This window comes from Myxacorys almedinensis A, from assembly GCF_010091945.1.
Lineage (GTDB): Bacteria > Cyanobacteriota > Cyanobacteriia > Leptolyngbyales > Leptolyngbyaceae > Myxacorys > Myxacorys almedinensis.
Genome location: NZ_WVIE01000011.1, coordinates 84,095 through 98,678, shown reverse-complemented (window position 1 = coordinate 98,678; position 14,584 = coordinate 84,095). Strand labels below are relative to the sequence as shown.

12 protein-coding genes are annotated in these 14,584 nt (G+C 46.3%); all 12 read right to left on the bottom strand.

All coding sequences use genetic code 11. The annotated features are described in order from the left end of the window. Positions 1 to 196: 196 nt before the first annotated feature. Positions 197 to 964, bottom strand: a complete 768-nt coding sequence (locus tag GS601_RS11395; protein WP_162423408.1) for a class I SAM-dependent methyltransferase — start codon at positions 962 to 964, stop codon at positions 197 to 199. 8 nt (positions 965 to 972) lie between these two features. Continuing rightward, a complete protein-coding gene (locus tag GS601_RS11390; protein WP_162423407.1) occupies positions 973 to 2,046 on the bottom strand; it encodes a GNAT family N-acetyltransferase in 1,074 nt (357 codons plus the stop codon). Positions 2,047 to 2,070: 24 nt separating this feature from the next. Next, entirely contained in the window at positions 2,071 to 3,018 is a 948-nt protein-coding gene (locus GS601_RS11385; protein ID WP_202925018.1) for a hypothetical protein, read from the bottom strand. A gap of 142 nt (positions 3,019 to 3,160) precedes the next feature. Further along, positions 3,161 to 4,105: an aldo/keto reductase gene (locus GS601_RS11380; protein ID WP_162423406.1), complete on the bottom strand. Its 945-nt coding sequence runs from the start codon at positions 4,103 to 4,105 to the stop codon at positions 3,161 to 3,163. Further along, a complete protein-coding gene (locus tag GS601_RS11375; protein ID WP_162423405.1) occupies positions 4,102 to 4,899 on the bottom strand; it encodes a TauD/TfdA family dioxygenase in 798 nt (265 codons plus the stop codon). Before GS601_RS11375 ends, GS601_RS11380 begins: the two co-directional genes overlap by 4 nt. Before the next feature lie 27 nt (positions 4,900 to 4,926). Beyond that, positions 4,927 to 5,607, bottom strand: a complete 681-nt coding sequence (locus GS601_RS11370; protein ID WP_162423404.1) for a sugar transferase — start codon at positions 5,605 to 5,607, stop codon at positions 4,927 to 4,929. A 38-nt stretch (positions 5,608 to 5,645) separates the two neighbouring features. Then, positions 5,646 to 6,815 (bottom strand): glycosyltransferase, encoded by a 1,170-nt coding sequence (locus tag GS601_RS11365; protein WP_162423403.1) that lies wholly within the window; start codon positions 6,813 to 6,815, stop codon positions 5,646 to 5,648. Positions 6,816 to 7,374: 559 nt separating this feature from the next. After that, a complete protein-coding gene (locus tag GS601_RS11360) occupies positions 7,375 to 8,901 on the bottom strand; it encodes a DUF4091 domain-containing protein (protein WP_162423402.1) in 1,527 nt (508 codons plus the stop codon). Between the two features lie 156 nt (positions 8,902 to 9,057). Beyond that, positions 9,058 to 11,001, bottom strand: coding sequence for an asparagine synthase (glutamine-hydrolyzing) (asnB, locus tag GS601_RS11355; RefSeq protein WP_162423401.1), 1,944 nt, complete (start codon positions 10,999 to 11,001; stop codon positions 9,058 to 9,060). 6 nt (positions 11,002 to 11,007) lie between these two features. Next, positions 11,008 to 12,198, bottom strand: a complete 1,191-nt coding sequence (locus GS601_RS11350; RefSeq protein ID WP_162423400.1) for a glycosyltransferase — start codon at positions 12,196 to 12,198, stop codon at positions 11,008 to 11,010. Beyond that, a complete protein-coding gene (locus GS601_RS11345) occupies positions 12,195 to 13,454 on the bottom strand; it encodes an O-antigen ligase family protein (RefSeq protein WP_162423399.1) in 1,260 nt (419 codons plus the stop codon). Before GS601_RS11345 ends, GS601_RS11350 begins: the two co-directional genes overlap by 4 nt. Then, positions 13,435 to 14,580 (bottom strand): glycosyltransferase, encoded by a 1,146-nt coding sequence (locus GS601_RS11340; protein ID WP_162423398.1) that lies wholly within the window; start codon positions 14,578 to 14,580, stop codon positions 13,435 to 13,437. The genes GS601_RS11345 and GS601_RS11340 overlap by 20 nt, the downstream gene beginning before the upstream one ends. Positions 14,581 to 14,584 lie beyond the last annotated feature (4 nt).

Below are 14,584 nucleotides of genomic sequence, written 5' to 3'. Positions count from 1 at the left end.
TAACCGCAGTGTTAAAAAATTACGTCTCGGTTAGGAATAGCTTGCCCTTTTCATTACAGTCGCTCCAAAATTCATGGTCTAAATACACAACAAAAAGTAACTCTAGATCTGTATCAAACTCCTAACTTTTATAAATTCTAATTTTCGTCTAATTGCCAGAACAAGGTATTGAAGTAAGTGCGAGTTTGCTTAAAACTCAGGTTCGCTTTGTACAAACAAAATAGAAAAATCCTTGCCTCGGCACTTCACGAAATGTTTCCATTGATCGATACAACTTTCTTTGCTCATGTCGAACATCAGAAGTGATTGCCAAAATATCAAATCCTACCTCTGTTAGCGCCTCATATACTTCTTCAGGTTTATACCAATAGGTGTATGGTGTACGATCCAACAGCGCTGAAAAATTAGGCTTTCCATTCAATTTAAGCCGGGGAAGATGTTGGATAGAACACTTTGAACCTTTCAGATTTCTTAAAAGACGGAGATACCAAATGTAGAGAAAGTAAGCTGCGCTTCTACTTCTTGAATCAAAGTTTAGAAAAGAAAATAGTGCAATACCGCCATGCTTGAGAATGCGATAAGCTTCCTGAAGCGCTTTTGTTCTTGCACTATTAGTTTCGAGTGTACAAATAATTTGTTGTAGATAAAGAATTTGATCAAAAGAGTAGTCTTCATAGCTTAAGCAAGTCGCATCTTGAACTTTAAAGGTGATATCTTGACTAGAATCTCTCTGTTTCGCTTGTTCAATAAATTTGGGAATAAAATCATATCCATACAGCGAAGTAAATCCTAATTTCTGCATTTCTAACAAGATTCTACCCCCTCCAGTCCCAGCTTCCAGCGTTTTCTTTCTCTTATCTAAGAATTTTTCAATCAGGTAGCTCTCCATATCGTCGAGATCTCTTTTATGTGCCCAATAATCAAAGTCAACCGTACTGTATGCTTGCTGATTATCCATCATCATTTTCTCAGTTATTGAATAGAACGATATGCTGGAAAGAAAGTGGTCTGAAGCAATTTCTCTGTCTCAATTCCTAGCGTTTTTGCCTGCAATTCTACTAGATGGTTATACTTAATTTCATCAGTTATGAAACGCAGCGTTAAAAAGGTATGCCTTTGCTTAGAGAAACCTGCTTTAAAGTGGTAGAGACTATCTTTAGTACCACTAACTCCGCCTCCTAAATGAAAAACTCTATTACCACGCTCCTTTGCCCAGAATCGAACATGATCAAACATTAATTTACTAGGAGCTTGCTTCAAAAATTGATTCTTTGTTCCACCAAGATGATATTGAACTATTCCGCAACATTCTGTGAACAGTCCAGCACAAGCAACCTGCTGGTTATGCTCAACAATGCATAGATGAGTTTGCTGATTTAAGCGTGAAAGATTGAGAAAATATTTCCGATCAAAGTAGTAAGATTCAGATGCATTCACTCGATCCATTGTTTCGTTGTAGATCGTAATGAATTCATCTACATCCTGCTCAAACGGAATAATTCTAGCTCTAAATCCGGCTCGTTTAGTGCGATTAATTTTATTGCGATGTTCCGAACGTGTTTGGCTCCAAATTTCTGTCTCAGATAATTCCAAATTTACCGAAACGGTTTCTCCAGCAACTTGACATAGCTGCGTAGAAATCACTTGTTCAAACCCTTTGTTAAGGATAGGATGCAGGCGAAAAAAAGCAGAACAAATTTGCTTAGAACTAAATTCTGCCATTATTTGTTGGATAGCTTTTTGTAAGAACTCTGGGGAATTTATTGCCGCATCATTGAGCAAAATTCCTGGATAACCATAGGGCGAAACCACATCAAAACAATCACTCGTTTCAGCATGATCGTCAAACAGACGATCGCACCTTCGCAAGAGATAAGGCACAAAAAATTGTCGCTCATCTTCTGTCACTAAAATTGCTTCAGGAATTGCATCGGTTCGATAGGCTTCAAGGCTGACGTATTCTGGCAGGTGGTAGATGTCATAGCGGAAATTTTGAAGCGTCTGCACCCAGAGATCATCTAAAGGATGAATAAACTGAATAATCATTGCATTTCTCAACTTAAGAAGATACTAGCTTTCACTGTCCTTGAGCCGATTCGCTGTTTCAAAGCGGTCTTTCTGAGGATCAATTCCCGTTAAACGATAGTATTTATAGGGATATTTCCATCGCAGCAATGGTCTCGCGATCGCATTTATGCCAACTCGTGTCGGCAATTGCTTTGCGGGAAATCCGATCGAATCTTTAAACACACAAAGCTGTTCATCTTCCAGAGAATGCAACCCGTTCACAACTTCGTGAACGTTGCCAGAACGCCGGCAAATTTGGACAAACTCGAAGATTAATCCCAGATTAATGTTGGTCGTGATCACATCAGTTGCAACATACAAATCCTCGAAATAAGCTGTACCATCCACAGCATATCCTGCTAAATATCCCCCCAATTTGCCATTCACAAAACCAGCTAACACTAATCGTCTGGAATCAATATAATTTTTCAGACTGGCGACATACTCTTGTTGGGTTGGCACGCGGAAATAGTTGGTTCGGTGTGAGGCAGAAACTATAAGGTCATGCCCTTGTTCTCGCAACGGTTGAGCATCCAAAAGCTGAACAATTTTCACCTGCTTCTGACACTTTTTCAAATGCCGTCTTCGATTGGAAGAAAACCGCTCTAGCGTGTAGTTTTGCACATCCGTTAGCAAATGCACAGGCAAGAAACCATTCCCAACTTCTGCATCTTCCTGCCGCAAAACGGATCGAAATCCCCAATGGAACCAGACAGGACAACTCGCTTGCTCGACACTCAGACGCGCTAGAGAGTGAATGGGTTGATAAAAACCTGGCAACAATTCTTCCCAGAAGCGATCGCGATGGGCAATAACTCGTTTTCCCCGCTCAAGATACCAATTCGCCAGGTCTGTCTCACTCATGGAGACGATCGCTGCCTCAGAAACTTCGCATACACTCGCTTGCATCTTGGAGTCGCCCTGATTTAAGTCTGATTCAAGTATTTGCATTTCTCTACTCACCACTCCTAAAAATTCGCTCAGGGTTTGCCAAATCACCGCTTTGAAAATTCAACTAACTTCCTACAGCCTAAAAAACTTAAGCGGTCAACCAACACCTTCTGAATGGTTTGAAACAGAACATAAACTCAGTTCAGACTAAACTTGGAGACAAAGAATTTATGGTTTTCGTAAAAGTCTCTTTGTCAACAATTGCGCGATCGCTCGCATCCATAACTTCATCCGCATGGTTTAGGCTGGTTACACTGACAATTACAGAAGCAACAGCAGGATGTAAAAGTGGAAACTGAAGTGCAAAATCAGTCACAGTATCTTCTGGTACGTTGAGGATTCTTAACGTCGAAACAAGTTTCTCCATCTGAGCATTGGAGCGATTAGCGCAGAGCGCAACTCCGAAGGAACCGCAGGAAGATTGACCCATGTTTTCGGTGGTAATTAACCCTGCATGAAAAGGTCGGATCGCAACATAGCCTTGCCCTGCTTTTTCCATTGCGTCTAGAAAGGGAACCATATCAAGTTCTAGGGCATTCAAGTAAGTCACTAACCCTTCGCAGAGCGGCAACTTCAGTACTTCCCTAGCAAAGGGCACAGAATACGGAAAAGAGGTCAGCACGCCAACTTTTCCTTCACCATGCAGACGTTCCCAGGTCGCAGTTAATGCCTGTTGGCATTCAGCCAGAATGGTTAAACGTTGTTCGTCCTCGTTGGGTTGATGTCTCACGAGCCACTGAACAATATCAATGCGTTCTGTGCCTAATGCTCGAAGCTGATCTTCAATTAGGGTCGAGAGTCGGCTACCTGTAAACGTAGCGTCATGAAAATGGGGAACCGCAATTTTAGCGATGTGTACAACCTCGGCTGAAGGCTTTTTGCTGCGAAATTCTTGCATGACTTCGCAGAAAAAAGGATAACTTTCATACTCATGGGAACTGTGAAAGGTGGTTAAGCCGCGCTCCGCCATGCGAGTGATCATTTCTACTGCCAGATCCAACCTGACCCGATCTGGAGCAAGGCGCATTGAACCAAACGTGATGGGACTTAAATAAATTCCTGTATGACCAAATTCACGACGGTTCATTGGTACACCATCACCCTTTTGTTGCGATCGTATTGTTTCAACTTCAGTCCTGTTTTCCGAAGAAACCGCTCGTCCTGCTCACTTGCGTCAAAACCATTCCGTCCATGCAGCACTCGTTCATCCTGAAAAAAGACAGCTTCCCCAGCCATCAACTTAACTGGAAAGGTCTTGTTCGCTGCCATAACATTGAATTGCAGAAAAGCATGAAACCGCTCAGCTAGGTCTTTTGCAAATTCTGATTCTGAAGCGTCAATGCAATAGTAGTTCCAGGTGAGTACCGCACCTCGCTCATCAAAGGAGATAATGGGTCTTCGTTTGAAGTCGCTTGCTTTAGAAAAACAAACTGGGGTAGTGCAGAGGTCGTCTAGCAGCGACTCATCTTCATGCTTCAGCATCGCGATCAAGTCGTCGGCGTCCAAAAACACTGTTTCTCCCCCCTTGGCTGCTTGCTTGATGCAATAAAAGAAAACCGTGTCTGACGTGTTGCTCTCATAGGAGCCATCGGTGTGTAACGGCTGTGCATTCTTGCTATGTCGATAGGCATTCGCAATACTGCCATCGTATCGAATATCTATCCATTTCTCCCCTGTTTTTTCTCCGGTTGCAAGGCTCTCAGACATTGGCAGACACTCGCCAAGCGCGTCAGACACATCATCCCAAAACTGGTGCAAATGGGATTGGGGATCAACACCGATCGCATGAACCAGTCTTGAGGTCTGGAGGGCTTCCAGAATTTGTTCTGCAAACTGTTTGGCTGTCATTCCGGTTTCAAACTTTAGAATTTGATGCAGCATTGGTAACCTCCTATGTTTTGTAAACTCCTAACGTTGAGATAACTTATACGGTTCTTGCGGAGTTGCACTTTGCGCTAATCGCGAACTACCCTGAAAGTAGCTCATGGTCGTAGATTGGTTTTGGTCAACCCCTTCGCGTTTGAGGACTTTCACAACAGTCAGCGCCAGAATTTTGAGATCAAGCCCCAAGCTCCAGTGATCGATATACCAAATATCCAATCCAAATTTTTCTTCCCAACTAATGGTGTTGCGACCATTGATAATCGCCCAACCTGTAATGCCGGGTTTCACTTCATGACGACGGGCTTGATCGGGCGTGTAAAGATCTAGGTAGGATGCGATAAAAGGACGAGGACCCACAATGCTCATCTCACCCTTGAGCACGTTCCAAAGCTGGGGCAATTCATCCAAGCTGGTTTGACGCAACAACCGACCCAACTTGGTCAGGCGTTGGGCATCGGGGAGAAGGGTTCCCTCAGCATCCCGCTCGTTGGTCATCGTGCGAAACTTATAGAACGTGAAAATGCGCCCGTCTTTTCCGCCACGAGGTTGAGCAAAGACAATCGGGCTGCCCATCTGAAGGTAGACGGCAAGTGCAACCGTGCTGATCAATGGCGAGAGCAATATCAGCGCGATCGCAGCGATCCCTCGATCCAGCACCGTCTTCAACCCTTGTTGCAGTTGCACACTATACAACGTATGTTTCATGATCATTACCCTCAACAAGTGATTCAAATGATTCAAACTTAGACAGGTAGCAGAATTTCGTTTGCTCTCACTGAATTGAGGGCTTCGGTATATAGCGCCTCATACTGCTTCAGCACAGGGTGCAACCCGTAGGGAGCCATGCGATTCCATGACCGTTTCCCGATTAGCTGAGTGGCTTCGGGCTGCTCTAGGGCAAGTGTCATTGCCTCAGTCAGTTTCGCCACAGAACCTACCGGGAAGAGGAAACCATAGCCACCGTCTAACAAATCTTGCGTTCCTCGGATTTGGGAGCCAATTACCGGAACCCCCAGACACAAAGACTCCATGACGCAATTGGGCAATCCCTCCTGCTCTGATGCCAAGATAGTTGCGATCGCAGACCGCATTAGAGTAGGAATATCTGAACGCAAGCCTAGAAAATGCACCCGATCTTGCACTCCTAGATGAATGGCAAACTGTTGCATCTCCTCTAACAAAACTCCTGCACCAGCAAAAGCTAAATGGGCAGTAGAGGGCTGCAAAGCAGCGAACGCTTGTAGAATATCGCAGGGGCGCTTTCGGGGAATCAATTCTGCAACTGATAGAAATAGAGGTGTTTCTGCGGACAGACCTAATGCTTGGCGCACCCGCACCACCTCAGACTCCGGCACAGCATCCGGGTGAAATCGCTCTAAGTTTAATCCAGTCCCCGGAATGTAGCGAACTTGTGGCGGTGGAACCAAGCTATAGTGCTTTGCCGCTTCCTCATCCTCATGGTTAACAACAACTAGATAATCTGTCCAGCGTCCTGCCAGTTTTTCAAGGGTTAAGAATGCCGCATTTTTCCAGGGCGACCCTCCCTGATAGAAGTGAAATCCTTGAGCAGTGTAAATGATTTTGAGCTTGCCCTGTTGCCTCAAGCCATTGAGGGCATACCGGGCAACAAAAGCAGCTACGGGAGTTGAAACATGCACCAAGTCGTAGGCTTGTTTGGTGACCACCTTGCGGAGTTGTTGAGGCACGGCTACCAAATTTTGTGCTGCAAGCGGGTTGCGCGACCAATCAATCTCCCAAACATGATCAAAGGCAGCGTTGCACTGCGGACAGCCTGAAGCACCTTGAGCCATTCCATCAACCTGCCAACCCATTGCTCGGAAGTGGTGAGCCATCGGTACAAAGAACGCGCGTAATGCAGCAACAACTGTTGTTGCGATTAAAAGACGAGTCATGGTACATCCAGAATATAAATTACAAAACTTTGAGCTTGATGCGGGTGCTAAATCAGTAGCTCAGTGCTCTGCGGGGTCAGTTCAATGGGGTAATAAGAGCAATACCAGTAAACAAAGCGTTCAATTCCAACTTCAATTGAAGTATTCGGTTGAAAGCCCACACTTTTTACTAGGTCGTCCACGTTTGCATAGGTCATCGGAACAGAACGTTCGCTCTAGACAATGAGATCTAGATACTGATGAGAAGCGATCGCAGTGGCAACCGCAACGATAAAAAGCTTTGCCGTCGCACAATCACAAAATCAATTAGATCTGTCATGGTTTTGCTTGTGACTATAACGGCACAGTTGCAGTTTGTTTTTAACGTCTCAGATTTCTCAATACCGATGTCGATATTGATTTCAATTCCGTTAAAAAAGTTTTCAAAAAATGTTGACGCACTAGGTAGATTAGCATAGTCAACGTTAATAATAGCAATTTTGAAATTTGTTTTCACAACAATTTCCTACTTTGTTTGCTTCTAAATTCAATGTGGTCACCAGAGATGCAAAAATTTTTATTAAGAAAGCCTTGCAATCTCCTCTCCAAGCTGACGACGAACTGCCTCTAATACCTCTGGATCACGCGTCCAGGTCTTCCAATCTTGACCCGCAGGTTGGCTGATTTCTAACGCCCAATCTGTGCGATCGCGCTTTTTCAAAATCTCAATATATTCGTAGTCCTCAATACCTTCTCGTAACCACTTCAGCCGCATTGATGGCGCAACTCCAGAAACCCCAACTTGCTGCCCTGGATACACCAACATTCCTTCGCCAGGATAATGGTTGTTGTCCTGAACATAGGTTTGATCATTCCAAGGGTCACTCGTCCACAGATCAACCCGCCAATAGAGCAATCCGGTCAACCCAAGTTGCTGACTAATAAAACCAGGCTGAATTCTAAAATTAATAGGGGCAAAGTCGATTTCCCACTTGGGTGAATATCTATCTTGCACTAATGCATTGTACGACCAAACTTGGTTGCCTTTTTGAAGCACCGCTGCAATTTGGTCAGCCGCCTGATCATAAGACTGGGGTAGAACAACCCAAATATCAACAGCAGATCGCCCCGTTCCAGCACCATTATCGTAAAGCTCAGGGGTCGGAGTCATCACAACTAGGTTCTGAATCCCCGCGTCATGAAAATTGCGTGCCCACTCCTTCAGGGGTTCATGAAGCCCTTGACAGCGATCGATTTCATCCGCCGAGTAAGCGTAGCGCAAGACATCGGGTTGGTGAAGAGCGGCTTTTGCTCGAATATCTTGAACAGAAGGGGCAGGTTGCATCCGACAAGTATTAACGTTGGCTTCACTCCAAAACGGCAGTCGAACCGATCGCAATCCCCAGTGATCAATCAACTCCCGTTCATACTCTGGCTTAAGCGTGCTTGCAGGCATCAGTTTGTGCTTGAGCAATTCGATCATGGCATCTTTGCTGTCCTCTTCCCAAAATGAGAAGGAGGAATCGAGAGATGGCTTGAGCGGTAGCTCAAAATTCCAGACTTTCAAGGCGATTTCACCTTCGGTTGTTCCTTGATCACTGGTGATGGTAAACGTTCCTGTATAGTCTCCTGCGGCAGCGTTTCGCGGTACAAACACATCAACCCAGATCGGCTGATTCCGATCCCCATCGAGGTTAAATGGAACAGCATCCAGCGTTGCCCCGCTTAGATCTTGGTGGGTTATGGGATCAACGAAGGGAATGAGACCATCCGCATACCAGCCTGTCCCCAAGGATGGATTCGTACTTCCAGACAACTTCGGACTCGCCTGGCTAACGTAGACATAATGTTCTCGGTAAAGGGTAATATTTGTTTTTGAAATCACCTGCTGATTAGCACCCAGCAAATCTGAAACCGCAACATTAACGGTTGTAAGCTCCTGCTGAGGCGACCGAATACCAATTTGAAAAGGCTCGTATTCTCCGCGAGCAGCATAGAGTTGAATGCGTTTTGAGGAACCTGGCGGGTCGCTGATTCCGATCCGCTCTAAACCCGAAGTAGTCCACATAATGGGGACAGAGGAGGGAGTAGCCGTGGATAGTTCCATGCTTGCACACGCTAATAATGGAAGGATCGTTAGCCCTAAAAGAAATTTAAACTTTCTCAGCCAACCCCTCAACGTCTTGGGCTGTTGCTTGATGTGTAGTAAGTGCATTGATCAATCTCTGGTTTTAATTGCTTAAACATTCGGTTGAAGATCCAATCAGTGATTCTGTAACCATGCCTGAAACATCAAAACAGTCCACAAGTTGTATTGCCAGTCTCGATCGCCCGCAAGATGTTCTTTCCATTGCTGTCGAATGGGTTGCGGATTTAAAAAACCTTCTTGCTGGAGTCGGTGCTCATCTAGGAGGGCTTCTGCCCAATCTCGTAGATCACCCCGCAGCCAGCGACCAATCGGTACACCAAATCCTTGCTTAGGGCGATCAATTAGAGCAGGAGGAACATACTTGTACAAAACTTGTCGCAACAGCCACTTCCCTTGACCATTGCAGATTTTCATAGACAGGGGGACGCGCCAAGCAAACTCCACCACTCGATGATCTAACAACGGTACGCGGGCTTCTAAACTGACGCCCATACTCGCCCGATCAACCTTAACCAAGATGTCATCTGGCAAATAAGTCACGCTATCGCGGTACATCATGCGTTGGGTAAAGGTTGGTAAGCTTGCCTCATGTTGACGATCGCATGTGGTTAGCGGTTCGTGCCCATCAACAACTACAGTTTCCGGGTGTTTCCAACCCGATATCAGCCAGGTGTACAGAGCGTCTGCATCCGGGGACGCCAAAACCTCTGCAACCCGATGCATTTGCTCGCCGGGGGTCGGCTGTTTGAGTTGGGCGGGCAGGAAGGCACTCACCGGAGCCAGTCTCCGATTCCAAGCGTGAGGGGAGAGGCGAGTTAGAGTGCGCCTAGAAGCTTGGCGTAGGGCTTTGGGCACCCAGCCAATGGTTCGCCACAACTTGCGACCATGGAAGTAGCGGGTATAGCCTGCAAACAATTCATCACCCCCATCGCCAGAGAGGCTAACAGTGACCTGCTGTCTAGCAAGCTGAGCGATTAAGAAAGTAGGAATCTGAGAAGGGTCGGAGAAAGGCTCGTCGTACAGGCTTGGTAACTTAGGAATAACCGCCCGTGCCTGTTGGGGTGTGACATAGAGTTCTGTGTGATCTGTGCCGAGATGTTTTGCAACTTCCTGAGCATACTGGGCTTCATTGTAAGCATCTTCGTGAAACCCGATGGTAAAGGTTTTCACAGGATGACGACTTTGAGCCTGCATGAGCGCAACGATCGTAGACGAGTCGATCCCTCCTGAGAGAAACGCGCCCAGGGGAACATCAGCCACCATGCGGAGGTTGACTGCGTTTTGAAGTAATGTCTCAAATTGGTCAATCGCTTCTGATGGTGAGCCTGCGAAAGGGTTGGTTGCACCCGATTGAGCAATTTCCTGAGCAGACCAGTACGGCACAGGAACACAATGATCGGCTGTGCCATTCCAACTCAGCACTGTAGCCGGGGGCAACTTGTAGATGCCTTGGTAAATGGAGTGGGGAGCAGGAATATAGCTATAGCGAAGGAACAGAGTTATGGCATCCCGATTGATTTCGGGCTGAAAAGCAGGATGACCTTTTAGCGCTTTTAACTCGGAGCTAAATACGAACGTTTGAGCGATCCAGCCGTAATAGAGCGGCTTTTCTCCTAAGCGATCGCGCCCTACATGCAAAACTCGCTCCTGACGATCCCATAGAGCAAAGGCAAACATACCATTGAAGCGTTGCAGGGCTTGATCGATTCCCCACTGGCTAAAACTTGCCAGCATTACTTCAGTATCGGAATGTCCTCGAAAGTGATGTCCTAACCGTTTCAGGTCGCGTTGTAATTCCCGAAAATTATAGATCTCGCCATTGAACACGATGACATAACGGCGATCAGCAGAGACCATAGGTTGATGCCCTTCGGGTGAAAGGTCTACAATTGCCAATCGCCGATGACCCAAGGCAAGCCCTGCCTCTGCATCAACCCAAGTGCCGTCATCATCGGGCCCTCGATGCCATAAGCTATCTGACATCTGTCGAATCGTGGCTTGCAGACTGTCTAGATGACTCTGCTCCGATGGATTCCAAAAACCTGTAATTCCGCACATGGGTTCTCAACCTCTTAGCTGAAGGTTTTGATTGAGTCTCGGCTCATCTAGTCCTGCTCCCGTTTGGCTCAGAACGGTCTGATACAACGCCTCGTATTGAGCCACCACTGCATCCAATGAAAACTGTTCCAGCACTCGTTCTCGTGCTGCTTTTCCCAGGGCTTTTCGACCCACAGCACCCAGCCCTATCATTTCTGTCCAGGCATGAGCGATCGCAGACGGATTGCTTGGAGGAACGATTTTGCCGGTATGCCCCACAATCCAGCCAGCATCTCCCACATCCGTTGCCACACACGGAACTTCCGCTGCCATCGCCTCGCCTAAAATCATCGGAAAAGCTTCTCCATAGGCAGACGCAGACGTAGCAATGTCTAAAGCAGCCGTAAGCCGTGGAATATCTCGACGCTCACCCAGCAAATGAACGCGATCGCCCAATCCCAGGTCTTGAATAGTCTGAACCAAAACAGCATTTTCTAAATCCACTTCATGCCCCACGAGCAGAAAGTGAGCATCTGGCTCATCTCGTAGTAGCAATGCAGCAGCGTGTAGAAAATTGCGATGATCTTTCATTGGGTGGAACCGACAAATCAGCCCAATCAATAGCGTGTGCTCTGGCAGGTTTAGCTCTGCTCGAACGCTCGTTCTGGCAGCAACTGAGGGCACGAACTGCACTGGATCAGCTGCATTGGGAACAATGCAACCCGGCTTCTCGCAATATCCCAGGGCTTCATGCTGAGACTTGGCAAGACGAGAAACATAGACGATCTGGCTAGGAAGTTTAGAGAGCAAAGCACTCGCTCGAATTACGGCTGCTGTCATAGGCTTCTCTAATGTCAGTGAATAGATGGAGTTTTGAACATTCCATAGCACCGGAATTTTCCCCAGCAAAGCAAGTCCGGCAATCTGAGCGGCTAGATTACCGTGATACATCCAGCCTTGAATCAGGTCAGGCTCTAGGTGATGGAGTGTTCTAAGCAAGCGCCAGAGGGCAGCCGGTGTCGGGATGCTGCCTGGGGTCATGCCAATGGTGTAAACCGGAATTCCGAGAGATTCAATGTAATCACCCCACGTCCCCCGATCCATCAACGAAATAACGACTGGACTGAACTGCTCTCGGTTCATCTTAGACAGGAGCTTATAGAGCATCGTTTCAGCCCCTCCTGCAAAGAGATCAGTAATGATATAGACAACGTTCATGATCTCTGTTTCACCAAATACATCTGTTGTTCTTGTTGGCTAGTTGCTGTCATTGCTGCCATTAGTGCAAAACTAGTGAGAATGAAACGATCCTCCAAAACGGTATGGCTAAATAGACACCATGAAGACACTAAAATCAAAAACGATATCCCAAAAAACTTACGGTTGCCGCAGACATTCCAAACGGTAGTAAAAATCAATCCAGGGACTAGTAACGCTCCTAGAATTCCATGATCAGCCATATAGTATAAGTACATGTTGTGGGTAGAAATACCAACACTAAGAGCACGGGTTGAACCAATCCCATTGCCCAGAATTGGATGCTCAAGAAACATCCGAAACGCCAGAGCCGCAACTTCCTTACGAGAGTCAGCCGAACCTTCCTTAGCAAAGGGATCTTGAAACCATTCCAATCGCCCCATCATGTCGTCAGTCAGCAATCCACTGTGACGCAACTGACTGAGATCAAACCCGCCTGAGAAACTCAGTACTAGCGCTAACACGACAAGCCCTATGATCCAGTAAAGTATTTTCTGTTTGGAAATCACCCCTGTCAGGCTAAAGATGACTAAGAGAATCAACCAGCAAAGCACTGCTCCTCTAGAGAAGGTCAGAAAGATAGCAAGTCCAATGAGCAATACAAACGGGACGCGATACTTTTGGGGCAGTAGAGTTGTACAAAACACCATGCCGAGCGTTAATGCAAAAGCTGCTTTGTTGGGATCGATATATAACCCGGCTGGACGATCGGCATATCGCACGGCATCAGGCGGACGATCTGAAAAGTCTATCACTGCAAATAATAATGGATTGAACAGTTCCAAAACAATATTAATAATATTGATGATTACAGTAATAAAAACTGCACGCCTAGCCCAGAGTTGAACAAGATGTGATCCAGAAAACAGAATCAGCATTAATAAAATGAAAATAATTGCTAATACTCGCCGATTAATTTCCTCGCGGGCTAGTTCGGAAAACGGAGATAACGCGAATGAAAACATTGAAAGTGTGAGAAAACAAACAGCCCAAAGAATAACTAAATGAGAGAAGTAAATAAGTTTTCCAAGTGAGAACAACAATATGGGTATCGCTGCAACACAAAACGCCAGGATGACATAAGTAGGAGCCGGACTCATTCCTGCCATGAAGGAGAACTGATCGACATTGGTGAAAAACACCAATACTGCACCTATCGCTAGGACGCATTGGTAAATCAGCAATAAATTTACTTTCTTAGTAGCTGCTTGTAGCATGGGACAGATTCAGAAGAACGTTTTCCGTGTTTTGAACTAATTGAGGAACTGAAAACTGAGTGACAATTCGGTGTCGAATGGGTGCAAAACTGCATTCGTGTCGATTAATTTTTTCGATCAGATCGACCATTGCTGTTTTCAGTGCTTCTGGATCTTGAAGCGGCACCACGATCGCGCTGTTCCCCACCAGCCAAGCTGAATCCCCCACATCAGTTACAATGCAGGGCACTCCGCACGCCATGGCTTCCCCGATCGCATTGGCGAAGCCCTCACCGTAACAAGAAGAAGAAACCGCGATGTTCAGAGCATTGTAGGCAGTGGGCATATCTGCTTGTCCCCCTGTCCAAATCACCGTTTCAGAAAGACCTAGCTCATCTGTCAGTTGATAGAGTTCTTGAGCATACTCTTCTGGTCCAGTTCCAATACAGACAAAGCGCACATCTTGCTGTTCTTGGTGCAAGAGTGATGCGGCTTGAAGAAAAGTAGGATGGTCTTTCATGGGAGCTAGCCGACCGACTAAGCCAATCAAAATGGTGTCCTGGGGAATGTTCCACTTTTCTCGGAATGCGGTTCCCAAGCTTGGATTCGGCTGAAATCGATCGATATCAATTCCATTCGGAATCACAACCATTTTGTCAGCCGCATACCCCTGAGTAACGTGATACGTCTGCCCGGCTTGAGAGTTCACAATGATCAAGTCTGCGAAGCGGGAGAGACGGCACTCTAACTGAGACAGTAGACGCCCGACCCAACCGTAAAGATCTGGATCGGTGTTGGACTCACGGATTCCCCAAACAATTTGAGTGGTCGGAAAGAGAGGTTTGAGGAAAAGAGCCATCAGATTTGACTCGCCAAGATAGGCATGTAAAACATCAGGACGAATAGATCTCAAATTTCTAATCAGCCGCCAGAAGAAACTGAATAAATGCCACCGTCCTTGCTTTTCCAAACAGATGGCGGGTATCTGGCTCTCTTGCAAATCCTTTGCTAAAGGACCATCAGCATAAAAATAGAAGACCGTGACCTCTAACCCTCGTTGGGCGAACCCTTTTGCGAGCGTGACCAACTGTCTTTGCGCCCCTCCATAATTTAGATCCCGAATGAGAAATGCAATCTTCTTATTCATTGCT

What these genes read in the sequence shown, in the direction of transcription:
- GS601_RS11395 (WP_162423408.1), bottom strand. Translation starts at nt 964, where the DNA reads ATGATGATGGATAATCAGCAAGCATACAGTACGGTTGACTTTGATTAT.
- GS601_RS11390 (WP_162423407.1), bottom strand. Translation starts at nt 2,046, where the DNA reads ATGATTATTCAGTTTATTCATCCTTTAGATGATCTCTGGGTGCAGACG.
- GS601_RS11385 (WP_202925018.1), bottom strand. Translation starts at nt 3,018, where the DNA reads ATGCAAATACTTGAATCAGACTTAAATCAGGGCGACTCCAAGATGCAA.
- GS601_RS11380 (WP_162423406.1), bottom strand. Translation starts at nt 4,105, where the DNA reads ATGAACCGTCGTGAATTTGGTCATACAGGAATTTATTTAAGTCCCATC.
- GS601_RS11375 (WP_162423405.1), bottom strand. Translation starts at nt 4,899, where the DNA reads ATGCTGCATCAAATTCTAAAGTTTGAAACCGGAATGACAGCCAAACAG.
- GS601_RS11370 (WP_162423404.1), bottom strand. Translation starts at nt 5,607, where the DNA reads ATGAAACATACGTTGTATAGTGTGCAACTGCAACAAGGGTTGAAGACG.
- GS601_RS11365 (WP_162423403.1), bottom strand. Translation starts at nt 6,815, where the DNA reads ATGACTCGTCTTTTAATCGCAACAACAGTTGTTGCTGCATTACGCGCG.
- GS601_RS11360 (WP_162423402.1), bottom strand. Translation starts at nt 8,901, where the DNA reads ATGGAACTATCCACGGCTACTCCCTCCTCTGTCCCCATTATGTGGACT.
- asnB (WP_162423401.1), bottom strand. Translation starts at nt 11,001, where the DNA reads ATGTGCGGAATTACAGGTTTTTGGAATCCATCGGAGCAGAGTCATCTA.
- GS601_RS11350 (WP_162423400.1), bottom strand. Translation starts at nt 12,198, where the DNA reads ATGAACGTTGTCTATATCATTACTGATCTCTTTGCAGGAGGGGCTGAA.
- GS601_RS11345 (WP_162423399.1), bottom strand. Translation starts at nt 13,454, where the DNA reads ATGCTACAAGCAGCTACTAAGAAAGTAAATTTATTGCTGATTTACCAA.
- GS601_RS11340 (WP_162423398.1), bottom strand. Translation starts at nt 14,580, where the DNA reads ATGAATAAGAAGATTGCATTTCTCATTCGGGATCTAAATTATGGAGGG.